The sequence below is a fragment of the uncultured Algibacter sp. genome (assembly GCF_947490405.1).
GTDB lineage: Bacteria > Bacteroidota > Bacteroidia > Flavobacteriales > Flavobacteriaceae > Algibacter_B.
The window spans coordinates 39,139-55,989 of the sequence record NZ_CANLGU010000009.1 but is presented as its reverse complement, the minus strand read 5'-3'; the positions used below and the strand labels follow the sequence as shown (position 1 = coordinate 55,989).

The following is a 16,851-nucleotide window of genomic DNA, read 5'->3' as shown; positions in this document are numbered from 1 at the left end:
TCTAAGGAGGGAATCTCATTAAAGGAATTAAGTGCTTTTAGATTAGATTTTTTATTTTTTAATAAATTTTAAAAGCCTCTTTTTTTTAACCATGTATCAAGAATTTTATTAAATTCTTGAGGATGTTCCATCATGGCGGCATGTCCACATTTGTCAATCCAATAAAGTTCAGAATCAGGTAGTAATTCACTGAATTCTTCAGCAACTTCAGGAGGTGTAACATTATCATTCCTACCCCAAATGATACATGTTGGAGTTTTTATATTAGGTAAATCTTTAGACATATTGTGCCTAATTGCACTTTTTGCAATGGCAAGTGTTTTTATAAGTTTGTTGCGGTCGTTAACAGTTTCGTAGACTTCATCTACTATTTCTTTAGTGGCAACTTCTGGGTCATAAAAAACATCTTGTGCTTTCTTTTTAATTACTTCATAATCACTACGCTTTGTGTATCCGCCACCCATTGCATTTTCATATAATCCAGAACTTCCAGTGATGATTAATGCTTTTACACTTTCTGGGTAAAGTTTAGTGTGATATAGCCCAATATGTCCGCCCAAAGAATTACCGAGTAAAATAACTTCTTCAAAGCCTTTAAATTTTATAAACTCGTGTAAGTATTTAGCAAAATGCTTTACGTTTGTTTTGATTAAAGACATGCCGTAAATAGGGAGTTCAGGTATAATTACTTTATAGTCTTTACGGCTAAAGAAATCGGTAACAGCGTCAAAATTACTTAATCCGCCCATTAATCCGTGTAGCACAATTATAGGTGTGCCTTCTCCTGCTTCAATATAGCTGTAGTTTTTTTCTTTTTTTAAACGATGCGTCATTAATCAGTTAGTCATTCATTCGTTAAAAACAAATATAGTTATTTCATTCATATTTCCCCTATTAATAATTCTTTTCAGGTAAAAGCACATGTTTATTGGGGTGCTAATTTTTAAAATATCAAAACTGAAATATCAACAGTTTTGATATTTGAAAGTTTAAAGGGCAAACTTGTCTTTCGTGTTTATTTGTAGGGGGTTGTAAGCTTTAATGTTCGATAAAAAACAACCTAGATTTAAAATTTATTAACAAAGTGGTATTTAGTGGTAGAAAGTGGGATATTTTTCAATATATTTGAAACTTAAACGTTTAAAAGTCAGTAAATCACTTTGGATTTAATCACAGGAACATACGATTGTAAAGTTGATGCAAAAGGCAGATTGATGATGCCAGCTGCAATCAAAAAGCAACTTTCTGCGATTTTGCAAGATGGTTTTGTTATTCGTCGTTCAGTGTTTCAGCAATGTTTAGAGCTTTATCCTATGGGAGAATGGAAGATGCTTATGCAAAAGATGAATGGGCTTAATAAGTTTAAAAAGAAGAATAACGATTTTATTAGGCGATTTACAGCTGGAGCAAAAATGGTTGAGGTAGATGTGAATGGTAGAGTTTTGATACCAAAGGATTTGACGGTTTTTGCGAATATTTCAAAAAATATAGTGGTGGCTTCTGCAATCAATATTATTGAGATTTGGGATAAGGATTTATACGAACAAGCTATTGATGACGCAACTGTTGATTTTGCTGATTTAGCAGAAGAGGTAATGGGGCAAGACGATGACGATTATGGAATATCATAACCCAGTGCTTCTCAAAGAAACGGTTGATGGGTTAAATATTAATTCAGACGGTATTTATGTAGATGTAACCTTTGGTGGTGGCGGGCATAGTAGAGAAATATTAAAACGCCTTGGTGACAAGGGGAAGCTTTTTGCTTTCGATCAAGATTCAGACGCTCTTAAAAATACAATAGATGATGATAGGTTTACACTGATTCATGAGAATTTTAGGTATGTAAAGCGGTTTTTGAGATTCCATGGTGTGAAGCAAGTGGATGGGATTTTGGCTGATTTTGGTGTGTCATCTCATCAATTTGATGTAGCTGAACGTGGTTTTTCTACACGTTTTGAAGCGGATTTAGATATGCGGATGAATCAAGAAAATGAACTGTCTGCTTTTCACGTAGTTAATGAATATGAAGAAGAAAGGTTAAAACAGGTTTTTTTGCAATACGGTGAATTGCGTGCAGCTCCAGCTATGGCAAGATTAATTGTAGAGTTTCGAAGGAATGAATCAATTATTACAAGTGAACAATTAAAAGGGGTCTTAAGGAAGTTTTTGCCACCAAGACATGAAAATAAAGTGTTAGCTCAAATTTATCAAGCGATTAGAATTGAGGTAAACCAAGAAATTGAGGTTTTAAAAGAGTTTTTATTGCAAACTCCAGAAGTGTTGAAAGTTGGAGGGCGGCTTAGTTTTATATCCTACCACTCGCTTGAAGATAGGTTGGTGAAACGTTTTATAAGAAATGGGATGTTTGAAGGGGAGCCAGAAAGGGATATGTTCGGAAATTTTGAAGTGCCACTAAAAAAAGTGAACGGACTGATTGTTCCAACGGCAGAAGAAATAAAAACAAATAATAGGGCAAGAAGTGCAAAACTTAGAATAGCTGAAAAAATATAATTTTTAGGAGTTGAGAGAAATCGAAACTACAAAATTATCAGAATGAAGAAAAATATCTATAACATATTAAAAGGAACATTTTTAGTAAGTGATGATTCATTTAAGAATTGGCGATTTATTTTATTCGTTTCCGTGTTAGCTATAATAATGATTGCAAGTTCGCATAGTGCTGATAAAAAGGTCTATGAAATTGCAAGATTAAAAAATGAAGTAAAAGAAATGCGATCTGCTTTTGTTGATGGTCGCTCCAAACTCATGAGGCTCAAAATGGAATCTCATGTTGTAATAGTAATGAAAGAAAAAGGATTAGCGTCTTCGGTAATTCCACCAAAAAAAATAAAAGTAAAAGCTAAAAATTGATAAAACAACCTTGGCAGTAAACGAAAGAAACATATTAAACCGTTTGTACTTTATAGCTGGATGTATGTTCATCTTCGGGCTTGCTGTGGTATTTAAGCTTTTAAGTGTTCAATTTCTTCAAGGTGATGTGTATAGAGCAAAAGCTACAGAGCGTGTTGTTAAAAATGTTGTGATTCCTGCAAATAGAGGTAATGTGTATTCTGTAAATGGGAATTTACTAGCTACCTCAATTCCTAAGTATGATATTCGTTTTGATGCGTTAACGCCAAAAGCTAAAACTTTTGAGAAGTATATCAAGCCACTTTGTGATTCGCTTTCAAAATATTCTGGTAAATCTTCAAACGCATTAGAAAAAGACTTAAGACGGGCACGAGCAAACAGAAACAGGTATTTTTTATTGGCTAGAAACATTGGATATTCAGATTATATCCGATTAAGAAATTTTCCATTATTAGAGTTAGGGGCATTTAAAGGTGGTTTAATTGTTGAGCAAACTACTAAACGTGAACATCCAATGGGTGGTATTGCGCAAAGAACAATAGGTTATGAGCGTATTGATGATAAAGGAAATGTTACAAGACCTGGGATTGATGGTGCTTTTGGGGTAAAATATTTACGCGGTGTAGATGGGCAACGTAAAAAGCAACAAATAGGAAAAGGCCAGTGGAAACCGTTGAGTGATGCTAATGAAATTGAACCACAAGATGGGTATGATGTTTATACTACCATAGATGTTAATATTCAAGACATTGCACATCATGCGCTTTTAGCACAGTTAGAAAAGTATAAAGCAGACCATGGATGTGTGGTGGTTATGGAAACCAAAACTGGAGAGATTCGCGCTATTTCAAATTTAGGAAGGAATAAAAATGGACATTATTATGAGCGATTGAATTATGCGGTAGGTGAAAGTCATGAATCAGGCTCTACATTTAAATTGATGGCGTTAGCTGCTGCTTTTGAAGATAAAGTGGTTGATACAAGTGATGTTGTTGATACTGAAAAAGGAATTTTGAGTTTCTATGGTAAAAAAGTTCGAGATTCAAAACATGGCGGTTACGGAAAAATAACGGTTTCAAAAGCTTTTGAGGTGTCTTCTAATACAGGAATTGTCAAGGCTATTGATCAGGCTTATAGAAAACAGCCTGAAAAGTTTGTTGATAGGTTGTACGACATGAACCTAAATAACGATTTGCACTTACCAATTATAGGTGAGCCAAAACCAATTATTCCAGATCCAAGAGTAAAGAACGGTCGTTGGAGTGGAATTGCTCTACAGTGGATGGCTTATGGTTATGGAGTGTCTTTTACGCCATTGCAAACACTTGCGTTTTATAATGCCGTTGCGAATGATGGTGTTATGGTAAAGCCTAGATTTTTAAAAGAGGTAAAAGAATTTGATAAAGTCATTGAGCCTTTTGAAAAGGAAGTGATAAACAATCAAATCTGCTCAAAAGAAACCATTTCAAAATTACAAGCATTACTTAAAAATGTAGTTGAAAAGGAACATGGTACAGGCCATCGATTATATTCTAAAAACTTTTCTATGGCAGGTAAAACAGGTACTTGTCAAAAAGATTATCGCGATAAAGAAAAGTTGAATTATATCTCATCATTTGCTGGTTATTTTCCTGCAGATAATCCTAAATACTCATGTATTGTAGTTATTCACGAGCCTGATAAAAGTGTAGGATATTATGGGGCTGATGTCTCTGGTCCTGTGTTTAAAAGGGTGGCGCAAAAGATTTTTACAGATACACCTATTGTTGATGAGGTTGAATCGTTAGATGTGAAAATGGGTGCGGTAGAAAAGGATTATGAAAGCTTCTATGAAAAAGCGCAAAAATATAAAACAATTATGCCCAATGTAGTAGGGATGCCTGCTATGGATGCTTTGGTTTTGTTAGAAAATATGCAGGTTAATGTAAAGGTGCGGTTAGAAGGTAATGGCTTAGTGAAAGCCCAATCCATAAACAAGAATACCAAATTAAAGAATAATCAAACAGTAGTTTTAAAAGCATCATGATAGCTCTCAAGGACATATTGTACAAGGTTACTTTAAATGCTGTAGTTGGAAGCACAAGTATAGGGGTTGATGCTGTTAATTTTGATTCACGTAAAATTGAAAAAGGCAATTTGTTTGTTGCTATTCGTGGTTTGGTTTCAGATGGGCACGATTACATTGATTTGGCTATTGACAAAGGCGCAACAAGTATTGTGTGTGAAACCATACCAAAAAAACTAATAGATGGTGTTGCTTATGTTGAAGTTGATAATTCTAGTAAAGCACTGGCTATTATAGCTTCGAATTTTTATCATAACCCATCACAAAACTTAAGACTTGTTGGTGTTACTGGTACAAATGGAAAAACTACAGTAACAAGTTTATTATATCAGCTATTTAAAAAAGCTGGTTACAAAGTAGGGTTGTTATCTACTGTGAAAATTATGGTGGATGAAACTGAATATAAAGCAACCCATACTACACCAGATTCTTTAACTATAAACAAGTATTTAAGTAAAATGAATACTGAAGGTGTAGAGTTTTGTTTTATGGAAGTGAGTTCTCACGGAATTCACCAACATAGAACGGAAGGTTTGCATTTTGAGGGCGGTATTTTCACGAATTTGTCTCATGATCATTTGGATTATCATAAAACATTTGCTGAATATAGAGATGTAAAAAAGAAATTCTTCGATGAGCTTTCAAGTCAAGCATTTGCACTTTCAAATGTAGATGATAAAAATGGCTTGGTGATGTTACAAAACACAAACGCTAAAAAATACACCTACGCTTTAAAGCAGTATGCTGATTATAAAACTCAGATTTTAGAGAATCAGTTTGGAGGCTTGTTGTTAAAAGTTAACGATAGTGAAGTATGGACTAAGCTTATTGGAAACTTTAACGCGTATAATGTTCTTGCAATTTATGCTACTGCGGAATTATTAGGTCTTGAAAAAGTAGAAATTCTTCGATTGATAAGTGATTTAGAGAGTGTTAGTGGGCGTTTTCAATATGTGGTTTCTGATGATAAAATCACTGCTATTGTTGATTATGCGCATACGCCTGATGCACTAAAAAATGTATTAGAGACTGTAAATAATATTAGGACTAAAAATGAAGTACTTATTACTGTAGTTGGTTGTGGTGGAGATAGGGATAAAACCAAGCGACCTAAAATGGGGCATATAGCAACAACTTTAAGTAATAAGGTGATTTTTACGAATGATAACCCTAGAAGTGAAAATCCAGAGGATATTTTAAATGACATTGAGGCTGGGGTTGAGCCACAAAATTTCAAAAAAGCATTAACCATACAAGATAGAAAGCAAGCGATTAAGGCGGCGTGTCAAATGGCGCAACCTAATGATATTATTTTGATTGCTGGAAAAGGACATGAAACCTATCAAGAAATAAAGGGAGAGCGATTTGATTTTGATGACCTTAAAATAGTAAAGGAATTTTTAAAACAATTACAAAAATAATAAACAAAATGTCTCCCCAAGGGCAGTCGAGGGGTTAATAAAAGTAGAGAATTAAATGTTGTACTACCTATTCGAGTATTTGGAAAAACAGTTTCAGCTTCCAGGGGCCACACTTTTTGGGTTTTTAACCTTTAGAGCAGCTTTAGCTATGATTTTGTCGTTGTTAATTTCTACTATTTATGGTAAACGAATTATTCGTTTTCTACAAAAAAAACAAATGGGTGAAACCATTAGAGATTTAGGCTTAGAAGGGCAAAAAGAAAAAGCGGGTACACCAACTATGGGTGGAATTATAATCATACTAGCTACTCTAATTCCGGTATTGTTATTGGCTAAACTAGAAAATATTTACATCTTACTTTTAATTGTAACAACCATTTGGATGGGAGTTATTGGTTTTATTGATGACTATTTAAAGAAGTTTAAAAACGACAAAGAGGGATTAAAAGGCAGATTTAAAGTTTTAGGGCAAATTGGTTTAGGAATCATAGTAGGTGCAACCTTGTTTTTTCATCAGGATGTAACGATGAAAGAAAAATTACCTATTGAGCAACAGCGTGTTTTGTTAGCTGAAAATCCAGATATAGAGGCTTCAAAATTATTTCAAGAAGAAATGAAGTCAACAAAAACTACAATTCCTTTTGTTAAAGGGAATGAGTTTGATTATGCAGATTTAATTACTTGGATAAGTCCAGATTTAAAAAAATATGCATGGGTAATTTTTATTCTGATAATTATAATCATCATTACAGGAGTTTCAAATGGAGCTAATTTAACAGATGGTATTGATGGTTTGGCTGCTGGAACTTCGGCAATTATAGTGCTTACGTTAGGAATTTTTGCTTGGGTATCTGGTAATATTATTTTCTCAGAATACCTAAATATCATGTATATCCCAAGAGTTGAGGAAATCACAATTTATATAGCGGCTTTTGTAGGAGCACTTATAGGTTTTTTATGGTATAACACTTTTCCAGCTCAAGTATTTATGGGTGATACGGGGAGTTTAACCATAGGCGGAATTATAGCTGTTATAGCTATTGCGGTTCGTAAAGAATGGTTGATTCCTGTATTATGCGGAATTTTTGTTGCAGAAAATTTATCTGTCATTATGCAGGTAAGTTGGTTTAAGTATACCAAAAAAAAATATGGAGAAGGACGGCGAATATTTAAAATGTCTCCACTACATCATCACTATCAGAAATCTGGATATCACGAAAGTAAAATAGTTACACGATTTTGGATTGTTGGGATATTGCTCGCTATTCTTTCAATCGTAACGTTGAAAATTAGATAGATGAAAAGGCTGGTTATTCTTGGTGGAGGAGAAAGTGGTGTTGGAACAGCACTTTTGGGAAAGGTAAAAGGGTATCAAGTTTTTGTTTCCGATAAAGGAAAAATAAAAGAAAAGTACAAACAAGTTCTTATACATAATGAGATTGAATGGGAAGATGAAATGCATACAATATCTAAGATTTTAAATGCAGATATCATCATGAAAAGTCCTGGGATTCCTGACAAGATTGATTTGATAAAACAAATCAGAAAACAAGGGATTTTAGTTGTTTCAGAAATTGAATTTGCTTCAAAATTTACTGATGCCACGATTATTGGTATTACAGGAAGTAATGGGAAAACAACTACGGCAACGTTAGCGCATCACATTTTAAAACAAGAATTAAATGTAGGGTTGGCAGGAAATATTGGGGATAGTTTTGCTAAACAGATTTTAGAATCAGATTTTAAAAACTATGTTCTTGAAATTAGTAGTTTTCAATTAGACGATGTTATTGATTTCAAGCCGAATATAGCGGTGCTGTTGAATATTACTCCCGATCATTTAGATAGATATGATTACAAATTTGAGAACTATATCCATTCTAAATTCAGAATAGCTATGAATCAAACTAAAGCTGACTATTTGATATATGACGCTGATGATGAAGTAATAGTTGACCATTTAAAAAACAATCCAGTTCAATCCACATTATTGCCATTTTCATTAAAAAAGGCTATTGAAAATGGCGCGTATTTAGATAAAGAAAATATTAAACTAACAATAAATAACAGCAAAATAACTATGCCAACATCAAACTTAACCCTAGAAGGAAAGCACAATATAAAAAATGCCATGGCTGCTTCTACTGTGGCGCATTTACTTAAAATAAGAAAGCAAACCATTAGAGAGAGTTTAGAGAACTTTCAAGGTGTAGAACATCGTTTAGAGCAAGTGCTGAAAATAAATAAAGTGCAATACGTAAACGATTCAAAAGCAACGAATGTAAATGCTACGTATTATGCTCTAGAAAGTATGGATACTCCAACAGTTTGGATTGTTGGAGGTGTTGATAAGGGTAATAATTATGAAGAGTTATTTCCGTTTATAAATGAAAAGGTAAAGGCTATTATTTGTTTGGGTGTTGATAATGAAAAATTGATGAACACTTTTGGAAATATGGTTGATGTTATTGTTGAAACACAGTTTATGAGCGAAGCCGTAAAGATTGCATATAAAGTAGCTGATGCAGGAGATGCTGTTTTGTTGTCTCCAGCATGTGCGAGTTTCGATTTGTTTGAAAATTATGAAGATCGTGGACGTCAATTTAAAGATGCAGTAAGGAATCTGTAAAAAAATATAGGTGCAAGCAGTATTTAAAAACATAAAAGGAGATCGGTTAATTTGGGCAATAGTTGCTTTATTGGCAATACTGTCGTTTTTGCCTGTTTACAGTGCTGCTAGTAATTTAGCTTACAAGGGCGCAGGTAGTAGTACGTTCACTTTTTTTGTTAAACATTTTGTGCATTTATTGCTGGGTTTTGCTATTATGTATGGCGTACATAAAATCCCTTACAGATATTTTAAAGGCTTGTCTTTGATAATGATTCCCGTTGTGCTGGTTTTGTTAGGCTTAACAATGCTTCAAGGTAAAACTATAGATGGGGCTAACGCTAGTCGATGGATTCAAATTCCATTTGTGGGTATGTCTTTTCAAACATCCACGTTAGCAGCTGTCGTGCTTATGGTATATGTAGCAAGATACATGTCGAAGATTAAGGATGAAATTATAACATTTAAAGCCACTATTTTGCCGCTTTGGATTCCTGTTTTTTTAGTCTTAATCCTTATACTGCCAGCAAATTTTTCTACAGCAGCGATTATGTTCTTAATGGTAGTAATGCTTGTGTTTTTAGGGGGTTATCCTTTGCGTTATTTGGCGGTAATTGTAGGTTCAGGTATTTTGGTATTAACCTTGTTTATTTTGGTTGCTAAAGCTTTTCCAGATGCTATGCCTAATAGGGTTGATACTTGGATGGGAAGGATTGAAAGCTTTGCAAATCCAGAAGATACAGAGGCAGATTATCAAATAGAAAAAGCAAAAATTGCAATTGCAACAGGAGGGATTAAAGGTGTTGGCCCGGGGAAAAGTATGCAAAAGAATTTTTTACCTCAATCGTCATCAGATTTCATTTTTGCTATTATTATAGAAGAGTATGGGTTGGTAGGAGGTTTTGTGATTATGACTTTGTATTTGTGGTTGCTATTCCGTGTTGTTATAGTAGCTCAAAAGTCAGATACGATATTTGGAAAGTTGTTAGTATTAGGCGTTGGCCTTCCTATTGTATTTCAAGCTCTAATTAACATGGCTGTAGCTGTTGAGTTGTTTCCGGTTACTGGTCAAACATTGCCATTAATAAGTAGTGGAGGTACGTCAATTTGGATGACCTGTTTAGCTATTGGTATTATACTTAGTGTAAGTGCTAAGCGAGAAGAAATAAAAGAGAAAGAAATAAACGAAGAAAACCCATTAGAAATTCTTTCAGAAACAATTTAAATGAATCAAAAATATAAAATCATATTATCTGGAGGTGGAACAGGAGGTCATATTTATCCTGCTATAGCTATTGCAAACGAATTAAAATCTCGTTTTCCTGATGCCGATTTTTTATTTGTTGGTGCTAAAGATAGAATGGAAATGGAAAAAGTTCCTCAGGCGGGGTACGATATTAAAGGTTTGTGGATTTCTGGTATTCAGCGTAAGTTAACCTTGAAAAATTTAAGTTTTCCTTTTAAAGTGATTAGTAGCATTTGGAAAGCTCGTAAAATCGTAAAATCCTTTAAGCCCGATGTGGCTATAGGTACAGGTGGTTTTGCGAGTGGTCCATTATTGCAAGTTGCTGCTTCAAATAATATTCCAACATTAATTCAAGAACAGAATTCTTATCCTGGAATTACAAATAAATTGTTATCAAAAAAAGCAAAAAAAATATGTGTTGCTTATGATGGTTTAGAGCGGTTTTTTCCAGAAGATAAAATTATTAAAACAGGGAATCCTGTACGGCAAAGTTTATTGGATATTAAAACAAAAACTGTTGAGGCAAAAGATTTTTTTGATTTAAAACACGGTAAATATACACTACTTGTTATAGGTGGTAGTTTAGGTTCTAGAAGGATTAATGAGCTAATAGAAAAAGAATTAGATTTTTTTGATACACAAAACATTCAAATTATCTGGCAATGTGGAAAGTTGTATTATCAACGATATAAGATATACAAGAATACAAAAGATGTTCAGGTTTATGAGTTTCTAAACAACATGGATTTTGCATACGCAGCAGCAGATATTGTGATTTCTAGAGCAGGAGCTGGTTCGGTTTCAGAATTGTGTATTGTTGGTAAGCCAGTACTATTTATTCCGTCTCCAAATGTTGCTGAAGATCATCAAACCAAAAACGCTATGTCTATTGTAAATGAAGATGCTGCAATAATGATTAAAGAGGAGGATTTAGAAGCGGATTTTGAAAATAAATTTTCTCAGCTTGTAGGTTCTGTAGAAAAACAAAAACAATTAGGAGATAATATTAAAAAACTAGCATTAGTAAATGCAACAAAAGATATCGTAGACGAGGTTGAAAAACTTTTGAAGAATAATAAATGAATTTAGAAGACGTAAATAATATCTATTTTATTGGTATTGGTGGTATAGGCATGAGTGCTCTAGCACGCTATTTTTATGCTAATAAAAAACATGTTGCTGGCTATGATAAGACACAAACAGAAGTTACAGATAGCTTAACAGAGTTAGGTGTTGAAGTTCATTTTAACGATGCTATTCAAAATATAAATTTAGATTTTAAGAACCCTGAAGACACGTTAGTAATTTACACACCTGCCATACCAAAAAATCATAACGAGTTAAGTTATTTTAAAGATAATGGTTTTAGTGTTTTAAAACGTTCTGAGGTTTTAGGTTTAATAACAGAACACACATTTTGTTTAGCTGTAGCTGGAACTCATGGAAAAACGACAACAACAAGTATTTTAGGGCATATTATGAAGGTTTGTAATGAGCCTGTAACTGCTTTCTTAGGAGGTATTAGTGAAAATTATAATTCTAATTTAATTCTTAATGGCGCTGAGGTTTCTGTAGTTGAAGCTGATGAATTTGACCGTTCATTCTTGACATTATCTCCAGATTTGGCTTGTATTACGTCAATGGATGCAGATCATTTGGATATTTATGGAGATGCTTCAGAATTAAAAAAAACATTTGAAGAGTTTTCAAAAAGAATTAAACCTAATGGGAAGCTATTTGTTAAAAATGGATTACCCTTAAAAGGAATTACTTATGGGATTGAAGACGATTCAGATTATACCATTCAAAATATAAAAATAGAAAACGGAGCATATGTTTTTGATGTAAAAATGCCAAAAACTGTGCTTAAAAATATACAATTTAACCTACCTGGTAGACACAATTTGTCGAATGCATTAATAGCCTTGGCGATGGCTGTGGAATATGGTTGCCCGCACCAACAGCTCGCCAAAGCTTTAGCATCTTATAAGGGGGTTAAAAGACGATTTACGTATCACATAAAAACAGAAGAGTTTGTGTTTATTGATGATTATGCGCATCATCCAGAAGAGATAAATGCTGTATATCAGGCGGTACGAGAAATGTATCCTGATAAAGATGTGCTTGCTATTTTTCAACCGCATTTGTATAGTCGAACTAAAGATTTTGCTGATGCTTTTGCAGAAAGCTTATCTCAGTTTGATGAGTTGATGTTGTTGGATATTTACCCAGCAAGAGAGTTGCCAATTGAAGGTGTTACATCATCATGGTTAATGAATAAAATAGATAATAAAAATAAGCAGTTGGTTAGAAAAAACGAGATAATAAATAAAATCCGTCAAAGCAGTGCTAAAGTCATATTAACTATAGGTGCTGGGGATATTGGGGAAGAAGTGAAATATATAAAAAAAGAATTCAGTATTGCGAGTTAATTGGGGTTACATAAAATTAGTTGTTTTATTAGCATTGGTGGTGTTTTTATTTGCGTTCTCGTCTCAGAGAAATGCTAATAGAAATTTATCCCAACCTCAAGTGAAATTTATTGGGGAAAACAACCTTTTTATTACCAATGAAACTGTTAGTAAATTGTTAATACAAAATTATGACGGCTTTAAAAACGTGCCTAAAGAAACTTTAGATTTGAATGAATTAGAAAATGCCCTCAAATCTAATCCTATGATAAAAACTGCAGAAGTGTATGTTGCTGTAAATGGTACACTTAATGCTGATATTGAACAGAAAACGCCTATTGCAAGAGTAAGTACAAATGCGTCTTATTACATTGATGATGACGGTTCATTCATGCCATTATCAAAAAGTTATTCCGCTAGAGTGCCACTGGTTACTGGTTTTGTTGAAAAAAATAATTTAAAAAGCGTCTATAAAATAGCACGTAAAATTAAAACTGATGATTTTTTGGAAAAGCATGTTTTTGAGATTCATCAAGATATTAATAAAAGTCTTTATTTAAGACTTAGAAAGTGTGGTTTTTTAGTGCAATTAGGAGATGATAAATTTTTGGATAAAAAAATAAATAATCTAAAAGCATTTTATAAAAAGAATCAAAAGGATAAGACACTTAATAATTATAGTAAAGTGAATTTACAGTTTGAGAACCAAGTAATATGTACCAAAATATAAGCTATGGAGCATAATTTATCAGTAGGGTTAGACATAGGAACTACCAAGATAGTAGCTATGATTGGTCGTAAAAATGAATACGGCAAGGTTGAAATTTTAGGCATTGGTAAATCTAAAAGTTTAGGTGTGCATCGTGGTGTGGTTAATAACATTACACAAACTATCCAGTCTATTCAACAAGCAGTTCAAGAAGCTGAAGCCGCTGCGGAAATGAAAATTGATGAAGTCACTGTTGGTATAGCAGGACAGCATATTCGTAGTTTACAACATAGTGATTACATAACCCGTTCAAATTCCGAAACGGTTATTGATGATGATGATATTGATAGGCTAATCAATCAAGTTCATAAGTTGGTTATGCTTCCAGGTGAAGAAATTATTCATGTCTTACCCCAGGAGTATAAAGTTGATGGTCAAGCTGAAATAAAAGAGCCTATAGGAATGTATGGCGGTCGCCTTGAAGCAAATTTTCATGTCGTAGTTGGTCAAGTATCCTCTATCAGGAATATAGGTCGTTGTGTTCAAAGTTCAGGATTAAATCTTGAAGGGATTACGCTAGAGCCTTTAGCATCAGCAAATGCTGTATTAAGTCAAGAAGAAAAAGAAGCAGGTGTTGCTTTGATTGATATAGGAGGTGGAACGACTGATTTAGCTATTTTTAGAGATGGTATAATTCGTCATACAGCCGTTATTCCTTTTGGAGGAAATGTGATTACTGAAGATATAAAAGAAGGATGCTCAATTATTGAGAAACAAGCAGAATTATTAAAAATAAAATTTGGTTCTGCGTGGCCAGGGGAAAATAAAGATAACGAGATTGTTTCCATTCCTGGTTTAAGAGGTAGAGAGCCCAAAGAAATTACATTAAAAAACTTGTCTAAAATTATACATGCTCGTGTTGTTGAAATTGTAGAACAGGTTTATGTCGAGATTAAAAATTACGGGCACGAAGAGCAAAAGAAAAAATTAATTGCAGGTATTGTTTTAACAGGTGGTGGCAGTCAGCTTAAACATTTAAAACAATTAGTAGAATATATTACAGGAATGGATACCAGAATTGGTTATCCTAATGAACACCTTGCTGGTGATAGTGATGATGATATTACAAGCCCTTTATTTGCCACAGCAGTTGGTTTGGTTTTAGATGGTTTAAAACGTCAAGAAAGAAAGAAGATTGAGCAACAAGAGCAAGTTGTAAATGAAGAAGAAATACCGCTAGTTGAAGAAGAGATTAAAGAAAAGCCTATCAAGGAAAGACGCTCATTTCTTGATAAGTTAACAGAGCGCGTTAAAGATTTTTTAGATAACGCTGAGTAATTAAATCCATTGAATCAAAATATTAAGTACAAAACCCCAGAAAAACAGAATTTTATGAGCAGCAAAAAAGAATTCGAAACAAGTATTTCATTTGACTTACCTAAAAATCAGTCAAATGTTATTAAAGTCATTGGTGTAGGTGGCGGTGGTAGTAATGCCATTAACCACATGTTTCAGCAAGGTATCAAAGGCGTAGATTTTTACATTTGTAATACAGATGCGCAAGCCCTACAAAACAGTGGTGTTCCTAATAAAATCCAATTAGGCGTTAACTTAACTGAAGGATTAGGTGCTGGAGCAAATCCAGATATAGGCGAACAATCTGCTGTAGAAAGTTTTGATGATATTTCTCAAATGCTAGATACCAATACTAAAATGGTATTTATTACTGCTGGAATGGGAGGGGGAACAGGAACTGGTGCTGCTCCTATAATTGCTAAAATGGCAAAGGACTTAGATATCCTAACAGTAGGTATCGTTACTATGCCATTTCAATTTGAAGGTAGAATGCGTATCGAGCAATCTCAAAAAGGGATTGAGAAATTAAGAGATGTGGTTGATTCGTTAATTGTTATAAACAATAATAAACTTCGCGAAGTATATGGAAACCTTGGTTTTAAAGCTGGGTTTTCTAAAGCAGATGAAGTGTTGTCCACAGCTGCTCGTGGAATAGCAGAAGTTATTACACATCACTACACTCAAAACATCGATTTACGTGATGCTAAAACCGTTTTAAGTAATAGTGGTACAGCTATTATGGGGTCAGCATTAGCATCAGGTCAAAATCGTGCTCAAGATGCTATTCGTAAGGCACTTGACTCTCCATTATTAAACGATAATAAAATTACAGGAGCTAAAAACGTATTATTACTTATAGTTTCTGGATCTCAAGAAATTACAATTGATGAAATTGGAGAAATCAATGATCATATTCAAAATGAAGCAGGCCATGGGGCTAATATTATCATGGGTGTTGGTGAAGATGAAGCTTTGGAGGAATCTATAGCTGTTACTATCATAGCTACTGGTTTCGATATTGAGCAACAAGACGAAATTTCTAATACTGAAACCAAAAAGGTAGTTCATGCTTTAGGAGAAGAGCAGGAGCTAGATTCTAAAGAAAAAGAGCCAGTAATCATTGAGCCAATTATTGAGCTTGAAGAAAAGAAAGAAACACCATTAGTGCGTCATACTTTAGAGATAGAAGAAGAGGAAGTTTCTTTTGTGAAAAAGGAAGACATACAGCACGTACCTGAAAATATTGACTTAATTCCTACTTCGGAAATTATTAAGAATATGGATGTGGTTTATGATCAAGTAAGTGCTAACATTAATACTCTCGAAGAGGATGAAGATTTCATTATTAAGCCAGTTACTAGAATGGCAACAGATATTGAAGATGTTCAGGATGTTGAAGTGATATCAGATAATATTGAAGAAGAGCAACAAATAACATTGACTTTTGACTTACCACTATCTTCTTCAAACGAGGAAATGGAAGAGCCTATGGAAGATATTATTTCTTATGACTTAACTGATGATTCAACTGATGATGTGAATGATATTGAAGTAAATGATTATGTTGAATTGATTACAGTTAATGAAACTAATGAAGAAGGAGATATACGTTATGCTTTAGATGATTATGTTGAAGTAGAATCTTCGATTAATCAAACACAACAGACAACAAAAGAGGTATTAGAAGAAGTTGATGAAGAAGTTGTTTTTGAAAAGAAGGTATTAAATGAACTCGTTATTGATGATGAAGTTGAGGAAATTGATCCGATGAATAGCCCGATTTCAGAATTATTGAAAGAGCGAGCAGAAGAACGCAGACGTAAGATGAAAGACTTTAATTATAAATTCAATAATGCTAAAATTGATGATATAGAAAAGGTGCCAGCTTATAAACGCCAAGGAGTTGATTTAGATGAAACTAAGCACTCTTCTGAAAGTAATGATTTATCAAGAACAAGTATTGGATTAGATGATAATGATGATATACAATTAAGAAATAATAATTCGTTTTTGCATGATAATGTAGATTAATTATTAGAATTAAACTTAGTGTGTTATTTAAAAACCCGAAAAGATTCCCTCCTTTTTTCGGGTTTTTTTATTGTTATTCCTGTAAATGCAGAAATCTATTTTCTATATTCGCATTCAGTAAATATTTGAA

Annotated in this window: 14 protein-coding genes; 13 read left to right on the top strand and 1 reads right to left on the bottom strand. The window is 33.5% G+C overall.

Annotation, left to right across the window (positions count from 1 at the left end):
- Positions 1–68: 68 nt before the first annotated feature.
- Positions 69–833 carry an alpha/beta hydrolase gene (locus Q0772_RS15765; protein WP_298346776.1) on the bottom strand — a complete coding sequence of 255 codons (765 nt, stop codon included), beginning with the start codon at positions 831–833 and terminating at the stop codon, positions 69–71.
- A gap of 327 nt (positions 834–1,160) precedes the next feature.
- On the opposite strand from Q0772_RS15765, the gene mraZ reads away from it, so the two are divergent.
- The 13 genes from mraZ to ftsZ all read left to right on the top strand — a co-directional run bounded on the left by mraZ (position 1,161) and on the right by ftsZ (position 16,721).
- Positions 1,161–1,631 carry a division/cell wall cluster transcriptional repressor MraZ gene (mraZ, locus tag Q0772_RS15760; protein ID WP_298346774.1) on the top strand — a complete coding sequence of 157 codons (471 nt, stop codon included), beginning with the start codon at positions 1,161–1,163 and terminating at the stop codon, positions 1,629–1,631.
- Positions 1,618–2,514 (top strand): 16S rRNA (cytosine(1402)-N(4))-methyltransferase RsmH, encoded by an 897-nt coding sequence (gene rsmH, locus Q0772_RS15755; protein WP_298346772.1) that lies wholly within the window; start codon positions 1,618–1,620, stop codon positions 2,512–2,514. Before mraZ ends, rsmH begins: the two co-directional genes overlap by 14 nt.
- Positions 2,515–2,556: 42 nt before the next feature.
- A complete protein-coding gene (locus Q0772_RS15750; RefSeq protein ID WP_298346770.1) occupies positions 2,557–2,874 on the top strand; it encodes an FtsL-like putative cell division protein in 318 nt (105 codons plus the stop codon).
- Between the two features lie 64 nt (positions 2,875–2,938).
- The gene (locus Q0772_RS15745) at positions 2,939–4,900 is read left to right on the top strand and encodes a penicillin-binding protein (RefSeq protein WP_298346823.1); all 1,962 of its coding nucleotides are present in this window, start codon (positions 2,939–2,941) and stop codon (positions 4,898–4,900) included.
- Entirely contained in the window at positions 4,897–6,360 is a 1,464-nt protein-coding gene (locus tag Q0772_RS15740) for a UDP-N-acetylmuramoyl-L-alanyl-D-glutamate--2,6-diaminopimelate ligase (protein WP_298346768.1), read from the top strand. Before Q0772_RS15745 ends, Q0772_RS15740 begins: the two co-directional genes overlap by 4 nt.
- Before the next feature lie 55 nt (positions 6,361–6,415).
- Positions 6,416–7,657 (top strand): phospho-N-acetylmuramoyl-pentapeptide-transferase, encoded by a 1,242-nt coding sequence (gene mraY, locus Q0772_RS15735; protein ID WP_298346766.1) that lies wholly within the window; start codon positions 6,416–6,418, stop codon positions 7,655–7,657.
- Positions 7,658–8,989 carry a UDP-N-acetylmuramoyl-L-alanine--D-glutamate ligase gene (gene murD / locus Q0772_RS15730; protein WP_298346764.1) on the top strand — a complete coding sequence of 444 codons (1,332 nt, stop codon included), beginning with the start codon at positions 7,658–7,660 and terminating at the stop codon, positions 8,987–8,989.
- Positions 8,990–8,999: 10 nt separating this feature from the next.
- Positions 9,000–10,193, top strand: a complete 1,194-nt coding sequence (locus Q0772_RS15725; RefSeq protein WP_298346762.1) for an FtsW/RodA/SpoVE family cell cycle protein — start codon at positions 9,000–9,002, stop codon at positions 10,191–10,193.
- A complete protein-coding gene (gene murG / locus Q0772_RS15720; protein ID WP_298346759.1) occupies positions 10,194–11,297 on the top strand; it encodes an undecaprenyldiphospho-muramoylpentapeptide beta-N-acetylglucosaminyltransferase in 1,104 nt (367 codons plus the stop codon). It abuts the gene before it with no gap.
- Positions 11,294–12,646: a UDP-N-acetylmuramate--L-alanine ligase gene (gene murC, locus Q0772_RS15715; protein ID WP_298346757.1), complete on the top strand. Its 1,353-nt coding sequence runs from the start codon at positions 11,294–11,296 to the stop codon at positions 12,644–12,646. The genes murG and murC overlap by 4 nt, the downstream gene beginning before the upstream one ends.
- Positions 12,636–13,355 carry a cell division protein FtsQ/DivIB gene (locus Q0772_RS15710; protein WP_298346754.1) on the top strand — a complete coding sequence of 240 codons (720 nt, stop codon included), beginning with the start codon at positions 12,636–12,638 and terminating at the stop codon, positions 13,353–13,355. Before murC ends, Q0772_RS15710 begins: the two co-directional genes overlap by 11 nt.
- Before the next feature lie 3 nt (positions 13,356–13,358).
- A complete protein-coding gene (gene ftsA / locus Q0772_RS15705; RefSeq protein ID WP_298346752.1) occupies positions 13,359–14,672 on the top strand; it encodes a cell division protein FtsA in 1,314 nt (437 codons plus the stop codon).
- 54 nt (positions 14,673–14,726) lie between these two features.
- Positions 14,727–16,721: a cell division protein FtsZ gene (gene ftsZ / locus Q0772_RS15700; RefSeq protein WP_298346750.1), complete on the top strand. Its 1,995-nt coding sequence runs from the start codon at positions 14,727–14,729 to the stop codon at positions 16,719–16,721.
- Positions 16,722–16,851 lie beyond the last annotated feature (130 nt).